Origin of the sequence: Mycobacterium sp. IS-1590 (genome assembly GCF_001500025.1) — a bacterium.
GTDB lineage: Bacteria > Actinomycetota > Actinomycetes > Mycobacteriales > Mycobacteriaceae > Mycobacterium.
On sequence record NZ_LQIW01000012.1, the window covers coordinates 362596 to 376059 of the forward strand.

Consider the following 13464-nt stretch of genomic DNA (forward strand, 5'->3'; position numbering starts at 1 on the left):
CATCTCGCGCTCTCCGAGGAGGATCGATGTCCGGAGACAAGCACCGCGTCGTGGTCTGGTCGACCGGCGGAATCGGGTCCATCGCGATCCGCGCGATTTCACAGCGGCCCGACCTGGATCTCGTCGGGGTGTGGGTGCACTCCCCCGACAAGGACGGCAAGGACGCCGGTGAACTCGCCAACGGACAACCGATCGGGTTGACCACCACCACCGATGCGGACGCGCTGATCGCGCTCAAACCCGACTGCGTCGTCTACGCGGCCAGCGGGCCCGAACGTGACGCGCTCGCCATCCCGGACTATGTGAAGCTGCTCGGCGCCGGCATCAACGTGGTGACCACCAGCACCACCCACCTGGTCAACCCGCACGCCTACCAACCGGCCGAGTGGCGCGACCAATTGGCCGCCGCGGCCAAGGTGGGCCAGGTCTCGCTGTACGCCTCGGGTATAGAACCAGGATTCGTCGCCGATTACCTACCGCTGGTGCTGAGCACGCAGTCCTCCCAGATCGAGAAGATCCACGCCTACGAGATCGGCCTCTACGACGACTACGGCGTTCCCGACATCATGAGCGACGCTTTGGGATTCGGGCGTACCCTCGACTACCAGCCGTGGATCTCGTTTCCCGGCGCCATCGCCGGCGAATGGCAGGGGCAGATCCGCATGGTCGCCGAAGCCCTCGGCGTCGAAGTGCAGGAGGTCCGTGAGACGTTCGACCGCGCGGTGACCGAGCGGACGCTCGAGGTCGCGATGGGCACCGTCGAGGCAGGCACCTGCGGCGCCCTGCGCATGCAGGCCATCGGCATCGTCGACGGCCAGGAGGCGATCGTGATCGAACACGTCACCCGCTTGGCGCCCGACGTCGCGCCCGAGTGGCCGACAATGCCTGATGCGCTCGGCTACCGCATTGTCATCACCGGCCAGCCCGACATCGAATGCACGATGGCGGCGACCGTGCGCGACCGCAAGGATGCGGCCATCGAGAGCATGACCTCGGGCGCCGGAGCGATGGTCGCGACGGCGATGCGTGTCATCAACGCAATCCCGTACGTCGTTGCCGCACAACCGGGTCTGCTCAGCTCGATCGACCTGCCGCTGACGATCCCTCGGCACGCATTCAACCCACGCGGGTCAGCGTGAACGGCATCTCGATATCGAGCACCTTGTTGAATCCGCAGGCGCCGCTGGGCCCCTCGGTCTTGTCCCACCCGATGTACTTGTTGGGGTCCTGCGGATAACCAAGCCAGAACACCCACGCCTGCTTACCCGGGTAGGCCGTACCGTCGATGCAGGGCTCCCAGTCCGGGACCGTCCTGCTGACCTTCCACCGGCCGCTCATGTACACCGCCTCCGCACTCCAGCCCTGGTCGCTGTCGACCCGCCCGGTGCAGTCCTGATACGTCGTACATGTCGTGGTGATGGTCCACGTCTGCGTGACGCTTGCCTCGTCATGACGCGAATCGTTGGTCGTCGCCCATCGGCCGTCGGAGAACGCGGTGAAGACGCCGTTGATCGCGACCTCGTTCTGCGCCTGCGCTGGAGGCGCAAACTGAACCGTCGCGATGATAATTGCCGCGATCGTCAACGCCCGGATCATTGTGCCCCTCCCTCATAGATCAGCTCCTGCCAGGACTTCGGGGTCTGCACGAGATCGGTTTGGCGGCCGACGTTTCCGTCCGGCGTCGCATACTGGCCCGTCTGCGGGTCGTAGTGCGCGACCGCGACGGACGGTCCCCCGGTAGGACCGGTGGTGACCGAGCTCGGTGTCGCGGGCACCGCCTCCGGCGGCGGTGCACCGTCCGACGGCGGCGGGTCCTGCGGCGGCCCATGTGGAATAGCCGGGTCAGGCGTGGCACCCCGCTGGTCCACCTGCCGTGACACCAGCGGCGGGATCGCGTTCGGCGGCAACGACGGCATCTGTGCGCCGGGCGCCGGCGGCGGAGGCGGGATCGGCGGCAGCGGACCCCGCGGTACGGCGCCGGGCGGAAGTGGCGTGCCGTCGAGCGGGGCGAAAAGGTTCTCGTCGGCGGTGACCCGGTCGTCGGGCGGCACACCCTGTGCGATGAGGTTCGGGTCGATCGGATACGCCCCCACTGAGTGCTGACGCATCGCCAGCGGTTCGTAGGGTTTGTCGCTGTAGCACTGCTCGACGGTGGGCGCCCGCTTGCCGGGTACCCCCATGCACGGCGCGTTGCGCGCGCCCCGCACGACGATCGGCGAGTCCTGCGGCAGCTTGCAATAGATCCCGTCCGGCGTGTCGATCGTGGTCTGATCGTCCGGGCTCCGCCATTGCGAGGGCGGCAGGAAGCCAACGGTGCACGGGTTGGGGTCCGCCATCTGAATACGGAAGTCACCCAGGGCGATACCGGTCGGATTGTTCTGGGGAGCCGACGATTGCACGTTGGCCACGAACGGCGGTAACAGCACAAGCACCTGCTCCAACGACGGCCGATAGGTCACTGCCACCTGACCGATGGTGGTCATGTTGGCCAACAGCACCGGCAGGGTCGGCTTGATTTGCGCGAGCAGCCCGGAGACCTCGTTCGCCGTTGCGGGGGCCTCCTCCAACAGTGTGCGGATCTGCGGGTCGTCGGCGACGACCTGTCCGGTGATACCGCCAAGGCTCCGTGCCCACACGCGCAGCGCGTCGGTCGAGCGGGCCTGCGAATCCAGAAGCGGCACCGAATCTTCGGCCAACCTCGCGGAGCGGGACGCGTCCTCGTTCAGGGCTTCCGAGAGCGTGGCTGATGAATCCACCAGCGAACCCATGTCGAAGCCGGCCCCACCGAACGCCTTGTACGATTCGTCGATCAACTCGGTCAGCCGGCCTGTGGGGATGCTCGCGATCAAGGTGTTCACCTGCTCCAGCATCGGGCTCACCGGTTGCGGAATCGTGGTGTCGGCCATCGAGATCACCGATCCGTCCTCCAGGTACGGTGCGGAGTCGGTGCGCGGGAGTAGTTCGACGTACTGTTCGCCCACCGCGGAGACGCTGCGCACCTCGGCCTTCAGATCGGCCGGAATCTTCGGTGCCGTGTCGAGGCGAAGCGTCGCGATGGCCCGCGTGCGCGACACATCCATCTCGGTCACCTTGCCGACCTGCACGCCGCGATAGGTGACGTTGGCGAACCGGTAGAGTCCGCCCGACGAGGGCAACTCCAGTGTGACGGTGATCTTCCCGATGCCCAGCAGGGTGGGCACCTGCATGTAGGCGAACACCATGGCGACCACACCGATGATCGACGCGATCGAGAAGATCACGAGCTGGATGCGCACCATCCGCGGCAACATCAGCCACCACCACCCGGCTCCCACGGGGCGGGCGCAGTATTCGGGATCGGCCCGAAGGGCGGCGAGGTGCCCACGCCCATAGGGAATTTGGTGTAGTACGAGTCGTAGCCGGGATCACCCGGCGCGGGAATCAACGATGCGCGGTTCTGCCCGAGCGCGGTACCGAGCAGCAATCCACGCTTGAGCCGCGCGTTCGTCCAGTCCACCGTGACGAACAGATTCACGTAATCACCGCGCACCCCGCGGTCGATCAAGTTCTGGCTCAACGGGAACGTCGGCAGGGAGGCCAGCGCCGTGCCGATCTCTGCGCCCACGTCGGCGAGTGCGCGCAGCGTCGGCTCCAGGTTCTGCAGATTTGTGACGAGGTCGGCTTGAGTGTCGTTGATCAGACCAGAGACCGTATCGCTGAACTGACCCAACCGGTTCAGTGCGGTGGTGAAGCTGGGCCGTTCGCGGATCAGGACGTCGAGCGCGGGCGGAATCTTGTCGAGCGCGCGGGTGAGCACCCGCTGTTCATCACCCAGCCGCTGCGAGAATCTGTTGAGCTCGTCGATCGTGGCGATGATGTTGTCGCGCTGTTGGTACAGGGTCCCGACGAAGGTGTCCAGTCGGGCGATCAGGTCGCGCACCGTTGCCTGGCGTCCCGACAGCGCGGTGTTGAAATTGGCGATGATGTCACCGATCTGGCCGAGTCCCCCGCCGTTGACCACCGCAGCCAGTGACGACAGCGTCTGTTCCGTCGACGGGTAGGTCGACGTCTTGTCGAGACCGATGGTGGCGCCCGGACTGAGCCTGCCGCTCGGCTTCTCACCCGGCGGCGGGTCCAGCGCCACGTGCATGGAGCCCAGGAGGCTGGTCTGACCGACCGTGGCGACGGCGTTGGCAGGCACCGCGACGTCGCGCTTGACGGAGATCTCGAGGTCGATGTGCCAGCCGTGCAACGTCATCCTGCCCACGCTGCCGACCACCACGTCGTCGATCATCACCGGCGAATTCGATTCCAGCGTCCCGACGTTGGCGAGTTCGACGTGGTAGACGCTGGCGTCCGGCCCTCGGCCCACCGCCCCCGGCAGCGGCAACGAATTCACCCCCTGGAACGAGCATCCGGTGAGCGTCAGCAGCAGGGTCAGCCCGGTGGCCACGGTACGTCGGCCGATCATGACGGTTCTCCGACGTGCGGAGCCGGGGGCGCCGGTGAATTCGGTAATGCCGGCGGTGCCGGCGAATTCGGAAGTACCGGCGGTGCCGGTGAATCCGGTCGCTCGGCGGGCAGCAGCATGTTCTGCAGGGTCGGCGGACCGGGTGGTGCAGGTGCAGCGAGTGGTACGGGCGGGATGCCCGGCGGTGGCGGTGGCGCTCCCCAGCCCGGAGGCGGCGGTATGTCGCCGATTCCCGTGTAGGCCGACACCGCGGGCGGGGGCTCAGGCTGATCGTCGGGGGGCCCACCCGCACCGGGCATCAGCTCCGGCTCCGAATACCGCAGCATGTACGGCGGCGGGTTCGACGTCAGGAACAGGCTGAACGGGAACGGCACATTGTTGATACTCGCTGTGCGCAGGCCGGGCCCGAGGTACTGCGAGCACAGCTTGCCGGTGGTCGGCGAGGTGACGTTCTGCAGCGCTCCGATCATGCCGCAGAACGCCCACACCGGATTCGACAGGTTGTTGAGCACGAACACGCCGCTGGCGGCCCCGGTGCGCGGGTCGAACATGTTGACCGCGTTGGCGATCGAGTGCGGCGCGATGTGCAGGACGTTTTCCAGCGCCATGCGGTTGTCGACGAGGTTCTGCGTGACGTTGGCCAGCCGCTGGATCTGTTCGGCGGTCTGGTCGCGCGTGCCCCGGATGAATCGAGTGGTTTCGCCGACGACGTCGGACAGATTCCTCAATGCGGCGTCGAGATCGGATCGGCTGTCGTCGACCACGCTTGTCAACGTCGCGAGCCTGTCCTGGAGTTGCACGATCTGCTCGTTGCTGTCGCGCAACGCGGTGACGAACGCCTGCAGGTGGTTGATGGTGTCGACGATGTTGCCGCTACCGTCGGCCAGTATGCGACCGACTCCGGAGAGTTGCGCAAGCGTTTGACGCAGTTTGTCGCCGTTGCCGTCGAGCGCATTGGCCGCGCTGTCGATGAACCTGCCGACCGAACCGGTCGACATGCCCTCGGCGGGGCCGAGGTCCGTCGCCAGGCGCATCAGCTGCTCTTTGACCTCGTTCCATTCGACCGGAACGGCCGTGCGGCTCAACGGGATGACGGCTCCGTCGGCCATCGCGGGCCCGGATTCGTAGGCGGGCGTCAGCTGAACGTATCGCGCCGAGACCAGGTTCTGGGCGACGATCACCGCCTTCGCGTCAGCGGGCACCTTGATGCCGTGGTCGACGGCCAACCTCATCTCCGCCTGGGTGCCGAGCGGTTTGATGGACTCGATCGAACCCACCCTGACCCCGGCGATCCTCACCTCGTCACCGGGGTAGATGGCGGTGGCCGTGGTGAACTGGGCGGTGATGGTCGTGGGTCGGAACACGGTCTGCCGGATCACGACCACGACTCCGCCGGCGAGCGCCACCGCCAGTGCGACCGCGAGTGCGCGCTTCACCCAGGCGCTGTTCATCGGCCCGGTCCCCACTGCTCGTGGGGCATCGGGATTCCGTTGTAGGGGAACGGAAGCTCGGCGCGCGGTCCGGCGTTGTCGGGTGGCTGGCCGGCGTTGACCCCGCGCCGGAACCCGAACGCATAATCGAAGAACGGCTGGAAGATCTCGGCGAAGAAGATGTTGGGGATGTAGGCCTGGTAGTACGGACCGTTACCGATCGTCTCGCCCAACGTGATCTGGAACTTCGCCAGCCCGGGAAGCGCCTTGGCGATGTTGTCGCGGTTGCGCTCCAAAATCTCGGTGACGCCGTTGAGCTTCTCCAACGTGGGGGCGAGCTCCTTCTCATTGTCGGCGATGACGCCGGACAGCTGCTGGGACAACGCCGAGGTGTGCGCGAGCAGTTCGACGATGGCGTAGCGCCGCGCCGACAGCACCGACACCAGGTCGTTGGCGTTGAGGATCAGCGTGTTCACCTGCTGGCTGCGGTCCGACAGGATCTCGGTGACATCGGCGCCGTTCTCGAGCAGGTCCCCCAGTGTTTCGTCACGGTCGTTGATCGCCTTGGATACCCGGGTCAACCCGTCGAATGCCGGGCCCAGCTGCGGTGCCACCTGGTCCAGGGTCGCCGCCAAGGTGTCCAACGACTGGTTCAACGACGCGGTGTCGGTGCCCGCGGTGTTGCTCGTCAGCTCGCTGACCGCCTCGGTCAACGAATACGGGGATGCGGTGCGCGACACGGGGATCACATCCATCGGGTGCAGCGACCCCTCGCCCTTGGATTCGAGGGTCACGACCCGCTCACCGAGCAGTGTTCCGGTCCTGATGTGTGCGGTGGTGTCCGATCCCAGCGCCACCGAGCCGTCGACCACCAACGTCACCAATGCGTTGCGTCCTTGGAGCGCTACGCTGGACACGGTACCCACCTTGATGCCCGAGATCGTCACGTCGTTGCCCGCTGCCAGCCCCCCGGCGTCAGCGAACTGCGCCTGATACCGCACCGCGGTCGCCCATGACACCAGTCGTTCCGGAGCGAGCCCGACGGCGATGACGAGGACGATCAGCACCACGCCGAGGATCCCGGCGCGAATGAGTTGTCTGCCACGGTATTTCAGCATCAGGGTTCGGTGCACCTCCCGTTTTCCTGCTTGATCCATGGGAAGACGGCGGTGCGGCCTTGCAGGTCGGTCACCCGCCACTTCAGCTCGCAGATGTAGTAATTGAAGAAGCTGCCGTACGACCCGGTCCGGATCAGTTTGCGATAGTTCTCGGGCGCCTTCTGCAGGCTGGTGTCGAGCCGGTCCTTCTGGAAGTCGAGGTTGGGGGCCAACCGGGCGAGTTCGTCGACGGTGCCGGCCAGCGGCGCGCGCACATCGGTGAGGAGGTCGGCCACCGAGGCCGAGCCGCTGTTCAGCGATTCGATCGCGGTGCCGATCGGGTCACGTTCCGCTGCCAGCTCCGTGACGAGCTTCTCCAGACGGTCGACCGTGCCCGAGAACTTGTCGCCTTCCCGATTCAGGGTGGCAAGCAGGGTGCGCAGATTCTCGATGAGCGCCTGGATCATCTGGTTGTGCTCGGCAAGCGCCGTGGTGAAGCCCGAGGTGTTGTTCAACAACGACTGCAGGGTGCCGCCCTGCCCCTGGAAGATCTGGATGAGGGACGCCGACAGCGCGTTCACGTCTTGCGGATTCAATCCCCGGATAACGGGTTTGAGTCCGCCGAGCAAGAGGTCGAGGTCGAGTGCGCCCTGGGTCCGCTCCGACGGAATCTCAGAACCGGGGGGAAGCGGCGTTCCGTCCGGTCCCTCGATCAGTTCCAGGTATCGGTCGCCGACCAGGTTCAGGTACCGGACCGCCGCCCGCGTACCGGTGGTCATGCGCACATTAGGGTCGGCGTCGAAGCTGACCAACGCCGTCTTGTCCGGACGGAGTTTGACGCCGTTGACCGTTCCGACCCGCATCCCGGCGACCCGCACGGACTGTCCGGTCTTCAGCCGGGAGGCGTCGGCGAACACGGCCGTGTAATCCTTGGTGCTGCCGGTCTGGTACTGGCCGAAGATGAAGAACAGCGACGCGGTCAGCAACGTCATCACGAGCGCGAAGAGGCCGAACTTGATCAGGGTCGGCCGCAGCGAACGCCTCATCCCGGCATCCCGATCTGTGCTGTATTGCGGGGCGGACCAGCGGTTTCGGTGTCGGGGAACATGATCTGCTTGATGATGTCGGCGTTGAGGATGATGCCCGGGTAGGTGCGTCGCCACGGATTGGTTCCGGTGTCGGCCACGACATACGGCGCGACGGTCTCGAACGGCAGCTTCGGCAGTCCGGTGCACTGCGGACCGCCCTCGGCGCCGGCCTTGGGCAGATCCAGGGGGTAGCGGTACCGCTCCTGGGCCCACAGGAAGCCGGCCAGCACCTCGACGCCCGGCGCTTTCAACGGTGGGAGGTGCGACGCCTCGACAATGCCGGCCAGCGCACACCACAGCGCCTGGTTGTACTCGTTGGTCAATGCCGTTGTCGGGACCAGCAGCCGCGCAACCTCGGTCAGCGACTGACGATTCTGCCCGATCACCTCGTTACCGACGTCGGCCAGCCCGATCACGCTGACGAGCGCCGCGTCGAGGTCGTCCTGTTTGTCGACGATGGATTCGCTGATGGTCGCCGCGTTGTCGGCGATCGACACGAAATCCCCTGTCGCCTCGGCATATGCGCGAAGCACGCCAGGAGCCAGTTCCAGGTCGCGGTTCAGCGCGGGCAGGCTGGGTTCCAGCGTCGCCAGGTAGGAATCGAGGTCGGAGAGCATCTGACCGAACTTCTGCCCGCGACCGGAAACGGCCTGCGCAATCGCGTTGAGCGTGGCATTCAACTTCGTCGGCTCGATCGTGGACAGCACCGAGGTCAGTTGTTCGAAGACGGTGTTCACCTCGACCATCACGTGCTGGGCCTGAATCACTTGGCCGGCGCGCAGCGATTGCGGTGACGGATCGTCGGGGAAGACGAACTGCACTTGCTTGGCGCCGAACACCGTGGGTGACGCGATGTCGACCAGTGCGTTGGCCGGAACGGCGTCCAGGCGTGAGGGATCCATCGCCAGATGCAGCGCCGCCTCACCGCTCGGGAGTGATTCGATCGCCTCGACCCGTCCGACCTGGACTCCGCGGACCTGCACCTTGGCATCCGGATTCATCACCAGACCGGCGCGCTGCGAAATGACCGTCACCGGAACGGTATCGGCGAAGTCGCCGCGAAACAGACTCGCCGCCAACGCGAAAACCGCCACGATCGCAACAATCGAAGCCAACCCGACGAGTGGCCGGAGCAGATAGCGCATCACCGACCGCTCCCACGCTCATGCCCGAGGTGTCCCGCACCGCACCCCGTCGGTCGGTATGACAAGCCCGCTTTCCCCCCATTGTGCGATCCAGGACGGTGCAGGACTTTACGCCGGAACATATCTTTGGGTCACTCGCTCCCGTTACCACGTGGAAATTCTCTGGTCGCGGAATCCTCTTTCAGACAGTTAGAAGGGTAACAATTGTTTGCTGTCCAAGAATCTCACACAGTTCAGCGCAGTTCAACCAGTAAAAATGGGACACTTCGCGGTTGTCTGTCTCACGCCCGTGACTTATCCGGCCAGCGTGTCATCTGTGTCGGCAACCAGGGAATTACGGAACAATGATTAGGCCCATCACAGGCGATGTTCAGCGCAACCCCAAGTCGACGGAAACCACCGCGTCGTCGTCGGCGCCACCCAATGGTGCCGTGCGACGGCCCCCCGACGAAGCCAATTGGCAATTTTTGTGAGAATAGAGACGGTCGGTCTTGGAGAGCCGGCGGGGTTTTCGTTACGGCCAATAGTGTTGGCGTTCGGGGGACTTAGCGGCGCAAGCTTCAATGGCGCTGCGCGGGCTGGGCGATCGGCAGGTTCGGCTACTCCGGGAGCCGCAATTCGGGCTTTTCCACCTCTTCGATATTGACGTCTTTGAAGGTGATCACCCGTACCTGTTTGACGAAGCGGGCCGGCCGGTACATGTCCCATACCCAGGCGTCGGCCAACCGCAGCTCGAAGTAGACCTCGCCGTCGGAGTTGCGGGGTACCAGTTCGACGCTGTTGGCCAGGTAGAACCTTCGCTCGGTTTCCACCACGTAACTGAATTGGCCGACGATGTCCTTGTATTCGCGGTAGAGCGAGAGCTCCATCTCGGTTTCATATTTCTCGAGATCTTCGGCACTCATCGGCTCAGCTGTCCTTCATCTTGCTCGCTGCCCCCTTGTTGGCTCCCATTGTCCCCTACCCCGCTTCGTCACATTGATCCGGTGGACCCACCTGGCAGGAGTCCACCAGTTCGGTCACCACCCTGATTCCTGCTTTCGTGGCCACCCGACGGACGTTGATGAACGAGTGCCGGTGCTGACTACAGGGCCCCAGCTCGGCAAGCGCCGCGCTGTGCGCGGGCGTGCTGTAGCCCTTGTGGAGGGCGAAACCGTAACCGGGGTGTTCGGCCTCCATCTTCACCATCAAGCGGTCACGGCTGACCTTGGCCAGCACGCTGGCCGCCGCGATGCACGCCGCTGCCGCATCACCACCGACCACCGGAAGCGATGGCGCCGGCAGGCCGGGCACGCGGAAACCGTCGGACAACACATAGCCGGGTCGCACGGACAGGCCCGCGACCGCGCGGCGCATGCCCTCGATGTTGGCCACGTGCACGCCGCGCCGATCGACCTCATGCGAGGGGATGAACACCACGTGGTAGGCAAGGGCGTAGCGCCGAATCAAAGGGAAAAGGCGCTCACGCTCCTTTTCGTTGAGCTTCTTCGAGTCGTCGAGCGCCGAGAGGCTTTCCAACCGATTCGGGCCGAGGACACAGGCCGCGACGACAAGGGGCCCAGCACACGCACCACGGCCGACCTCATCGACGCCGGCCACCGGTCCGAGACCACTGCGATAGAGCGCAGATTCCAGAGTGCGCAGCCCCGAGGACTTCCGGATCACAGTGCGCGGAGGCCATGTCGCCGGCAAGAACAGCTCTCCTAGTTGCGTCTGGCGTTACGTCTGCGGGTTCACGCTGCCCACGCCACCCCAGCGGGAAGGGGGCCACGCGATGAACCGCGCCTTTCCGATCACATTGTCCACCGGGACGGTGCCCGCCATCGGATCGCCCGTGCACAGCAGACCCTTCTGAGCGTCGACCGGGGTGTTGGTGCAGTGCGCGCGGGAATCAGCCGAGTGGGTGCGGTTGTCCCCCATCACCCACAACCGGCCTTCGGGCACCTCAACCGGCCCGAACTCATTCCCCAGGCAGGGGTAGACGGCGGGGTCGGCCCGCATGGTGTCGGGGTCCAGGTACGGCTCGTCGAGCCGCTTACCGTCGACGGTCAACCCGGTCGTCGCGCGACATTCCACGGTCTGGCCGCCCACCGCGATGATCCGCTTGACGAGATCGTTCTCGTCGGGCGGGACGAACCCGATGACCGAGAGCGCGTTCTGCGCCCAGCGGATCGCGGTGTTTTCCGAGCGGATCGACCGGTAGTTGATGTTCCAGTTCGGCGGGCCCTTGAACACGACGACGTCGCCGGGCTCGGGCGACGAGAACCGGTAACTCACCTTGTCGACCATGATCCGGTCGCCGGTGCAGCCCGGGCAGCCGTGCAGGGTCGGTTCCATCGACTCCGACGGAATCAGATACGGCCGGGCGACGAACGTCAACACCACGTAGTAGATGACGAGCGCGATCGTGATGAGAATCGCGAATTCCCGGAGCGCCCCACCCTTTTTCTTGGGCTTTTCCGTCTCGCCGTCCGGCGTCGCGGTCTCGGGTTGGTGCTCGGCTGATGATTCGGCGGACTCTGGGGAACCGGTCACCGCATCAGGGTAGCCAGCGCCGTGCTCGGCCCCGCGCTGCTCGCGCTCCAAGGATCAAGCTCCGGCGCCGATGGCCGACCCGGAGGTCAGCGCTTTTCCTTGATCTTGGCTTTCTTGCCGCGCAGCTCGCGCAGGTAGTACAGCTTGGCGCGACGTACGTCACCGCGGGTCACGACGTCGATGTGGTCGATGTTGGGCGAATGCACCGGGAAGGTCCGCTCGACGCCGACGCCGTAGCTCTCCTTGCGCACGGTGAAGGTCTCGCGGACACCGCCACCCTGGCGACGCAGGACCACACCCTTGAAGACCTGGATGCGCTCCTTGGAGCCCTCGATGACCTTGACGTGCACGTTGACGGTGTCGCCGGGACCGAAGTCCGGGATGTCGTCGCGCAGTGATGTCTGATCGACGAAGTCCAGCGTGTTCATCGGTGACACTTCCTTGCGGTTGGCGGCTGCGGGCCCTGCTGTCACGTGGATGCCGTGACATGGCCTGCCGAGCCGATCTGATCGGGCGAATCGGGGTGTATCTCGCAGCGGGCGGACCTGTCCGTTCCCGGGTCCTGCACAGACAACTGCTCAATTGTGCCAGACGAGACCTGATCCGGCGAAATCGCACCCGAAGGGTTTCGCCACGGTTCCCGAGGTTATCCAGGCGGGCGGTCGTGGTATCCAGCCGCTAGCCTTGACACCAGGGCTGAAGCAGCGCGGCGGGCCCAGGTATCTCGATATGGGCCACTCGAGGAGGGTCATGCGACGGCGGCCGTCTCCGCTGGTCAAGACGATCGCATTCATCGCCGCTGCGATCGTGGTCGTCGCCGGCTGTGAAGCCAAGGTGCACGGCAAGCCACCACATCCGGCCGGTCCGCATCTGACCGTCGTCGCGCCGCAGGGTGGCCTCGCACCGCTGCCCGAGGCCCCACCCGACGAACCCGCCGCCTCCTTCGGCGGGCTCGACGCCCGTACGCGCCAGGCCACCGAACAGGCCGCCGAGGCCGGCGCCGACCTCTCCATCGCGGTGCTCGACCGCAATACCGGATACCTCGTGTCCAACGGCAACAACGAAGCGATGCCGATCGCGTCGGTGGTCAAGCTGTTCATCGCCGACGACCTGCTGCTGCAGGAATCGCAGGGCAAGGCCACGCTCTCGCGGGAGGACCGCGAGGCGTTCGAAGCGATGTTGCGGTCATCCGATGACAGCGCGGCCGAGGTCTTCTGGAATCGCGGTGGCGGCAGCGAGATCGTTTCGCGGGTCACCGCGCGATACGGCCTGGGCGCGACCAGCACGCCGTACAACGGCCGCTGGTTCAACACCTTGAGCACCACCGGCGACCTGGTGCGGTACTACTCGGAGCTGCTGTCGGGCGGCGGCGGCTTACCGTCGGACAAGGCCGGCGTCATCATGTCGAACCTGGCCAGGTCGACGCCGACGGCGCCCGACGGCACGGCGCCCGGCGGTGTCTATCCCCAGCGGTTCGGGATTCCCGACGGCCTCTACGAGGAACGGGTGGCGGTCAAGCAGGGCTGGTTCTGCTGTTGGAACGGCGGCAACTGGGTGCACTGGTCCACCGGGGCGATCGGCGCGGACCGTCGATTCGTCATGGCGATCGCATCGATGCAGGCCGCCGACGACGTGACCGCCCGCGACACGATCACACAGGCGGTCAAGACGATGTTCCCCGGCGGCCGCATCTAGCTTTGCGTGTAGCAAGCCGTCGGG

General features: G+C 65.6%; 13 protein-coding genes. 2 read left to right on the forward strand and 11 right to left on the reverse strand.

Annotation, left to right across the window (positions count from 1 at the left end; translation table 11 throughout):
- The first annotated feature begins 26 nt into the window (after window positions 1-26).
- Entirely contained in the window at window positions 27-1139 is a 1113-nt protein-coding gene (locus tag AU197_RS11245; protein WP_064402746.1) for an NAD(P)H-dependent amine dehydrogenase family protein, read from the forward strand.
- Here AU197_RS11245 and AU197_RS11250 read toward each other — a convergent pair.
- From AU197_RS11250 to rplS, 11 genes are all read right to left on the reverse strand, one after another.
- Window positions 1117-1596, reverse strand: coding sequence for an Rv2253/PknI dimerization domain-containing protein (locus AU197_RS11250; protein ID WP_064402747.1), 480 nt, complete (start codon window positions 1594-1596; stop codon window positions 1117-1119). The two genes, AU197_RS11245 and AU197_RS11250, sit on opposite strands and share 23 nt — an antisense overlap.
- Window positions 1593-3290, reverse strand: a complete 1698-nt coding sequence (locus AU197_RS11255; RefSeq protein ID WP_064402886.1) for an MCE family protein — start codon at window positions 3288-3290, stop codon at window positions 1593-1595. The genes AU197_RS11250 and AU197_RS11255 overlap by 4 nt, the downstream gene beginning before the upstream one ends.
- The gene (locus tag AU197_RS11260; protein WP_064402748.1) at window positions 3290-4450 is read right to left on the reverse strand and encodes an MCE family protein; all 1161 of its coding nucleotides are present in this window, start codon (window positions 4448-4450) and stop codon (window positions 3290-3292) included. The genes AU197_RS11255 and AU197_RS11260 overlap by 1 nt, the downstream gene beginning before the upstream one ends.
- Window positions 4447-5901 (reverse strand): MCE family protein, encoded by a 1455-nt coding sequence (locus AU197_RS11265; protein WP_064402887.1) that lies wholly within the window; start codon window positions 5899-5901, stop codon window positions 4447-4449. Before AU197_RS11265 ends, AU197_RS11260 begins: the two co-directional genes overlap by 4 nt.
- Window positions 5898-6998: an MCE family protein gene (locus AU197_RS11270; protein ID WP_064402749.1), complete on the reverse strand. Its 1101-nt coding sequence runs from the start codon at window positions 6996-6998 to the stop codon at window positions 5898-5900. The genes AU197_RS11265 and AU197_RS11270 overlap by 4 nt, the downstream gene beginning before the upstream one ends.
- Window positions 6998-8023 (reverse strand): MCE family protein, encoded by a 1026-nt coding sequence (locus tag AU197_RS11275; protein WP_064402750.1) that lies wholly within the window; start codon window positions 8021-8023, stop codon window positions 6998-7000. The genes AU197_RS11270 and AU197_RS11275 overlap by 1 nt, the downstream gene beginning before the upstream one ends.
- Window positions 8020-9210, reverse strand: coding sequence for an MCE family protein (locus tag AU197_RS11280; RefSeq protein ID WP_082696611.1), 1191 nt, complete (start codon window positions 9208-9210; stop codon window positions 8020-8022). Before AU197_RS11280 ends, AU197_RS11275 begins: the two co-directional genes overlap by 4 nt.
- Window positions 9211-9809: 599 nt before the next feature.
- Entirely contained in the window at window positions 9810-10115 is a 306-nt protein-coding gene (locus AU197_RS11285) for a DUF2469 domain-containing protein (RefSeq protein ID WP_064398671.1), read from the reverse strand.
- Window positions 10116-10170: 55 nt separating this feature from the next.
- The gene (locus AU197_RS11290) at window positions 10171-10902 is read right to left on the reverse strand and encodes a ribonuclease HII (protein WP_064402751.1); all 732 of its coding nucleotides are present in this window, start codon (window positions 10900-10902) and stop codon (window positions 10171-10173) included.
- A gap of 27 nt (window positions 10903-10929) precedes the next feature.
- Window positions 10930-11745 carry a signal peptidase I gene (gene lepB, locus AU197_RS11295; protein WP_064402889.1) on the reverse strand — a complete coding sequence of 272 codons (816 nt, stop codon included), beginning with the start codon at window positions 11743-11745 and terminating at the stop codon, window positions 10930-10932.
- 86 nt (window positions 11746-11831) lie between these two features.
- Window positions 11832-12173, reverse strand: a complete 342-nt coding sequence (gene rplS, locus AU197_RS11300; protein ID WP_064351209.1) for a 50S ribosomal protein L19 — start codon at window positions 12171-12173, stop codon at window positions 11832-11834.
- A gap of 322 nt (window positions 12174-12495) precedes the next feature.
- On the opposite strand from rplS, the gene AU197_RS11305 reads away from it, so the two are divergent.
- On the forward strand, window positions 12496-13440 hold the full coding sequence (locus tag AU197_RS11305; protein WP_064402752.1) for a serine hydrolase: 945 nt from the start codon (window positions 12496-12498) through the stop codon (window positions 13438-13440).
- Window positions 13441-13464: the final 24 nt, after the last annotated feature.

Coding starts and splice junctions, on each gene's coding strand:
- AU197_RS11245 (WP_064402746.1), top strand. CDS start 27: ATGTCCGGAGACAAGCACCGCGTCGTGGTCTGGTCGACCGGCGGAATC.
- AU197_RS11250 (WP_064402747.1), bottom strand. CDS start 1,596: ATGATCCGGGCGTTGACGATCGCGGCAATTATCATCGCGACGGTTCAG.
- AU197_RS11255 (WP_064402886.1), bottom strand. CDS start 3,290: ATGTTGCCGCGGATGGTGCGCATCCAGCTCGTGATCTTCTCGATCGCG.
- AU197_RS11260 (WP_064402748.1), bottom strand. CDS start 4,450: ATGATCGGCCGACGTACCGTGGCCACCGGGCTGACCCTGCTGCTGACG.
- AU197_RS11265 (WP_064402887.1), bottom strand. CDS start 5,901: ATGAACAGCGCCTGGGTGAAGCGCGCACTCGCGGTCGCACTGGCGGTG.
- AU197_RS11270 (WP_064402749.1), bottom strand. CDS start 6,998: ATGCTGAAATACCGTGGCAGACAACTCATTCGCGCCGGGATCCTCGGC.
- AU197_RS11275 (WP_064402750.1), bottom strand. CDS start 8,023: ATGAGGCGTTCGCTGCGGCCGACCCTGATCAAGTTCGGCCTCTTCGCG.
- AU197_RS11280 (WP_082696611.1), bottom strand. CDS start 9,210: ATGCGCTATCTGCTCCGGCCACTCGTCGGGTTGGCTTCGATTGTTGCG.
- AU197_RS11285 (WP_064398671.1), bottom strand. CDS start 10,115: ATGAGTGCCGAAGATCTCGAGAAATATGAAACCGAGATGGAGCTCTCG.
- rplS (WP_064351209.1), bottom strand. CDS start 12,173: ATGAACACGCTGGACTTCGTCGATCAGACATCACTGCGCGACGACATC.
- AU197_RS11305 (WP_064402752.1), top strand. CDS start 12,496: ATGCGACGGCGGCCGTCTCCGCTGGTCAAGACGATCGCATTCATCGCC.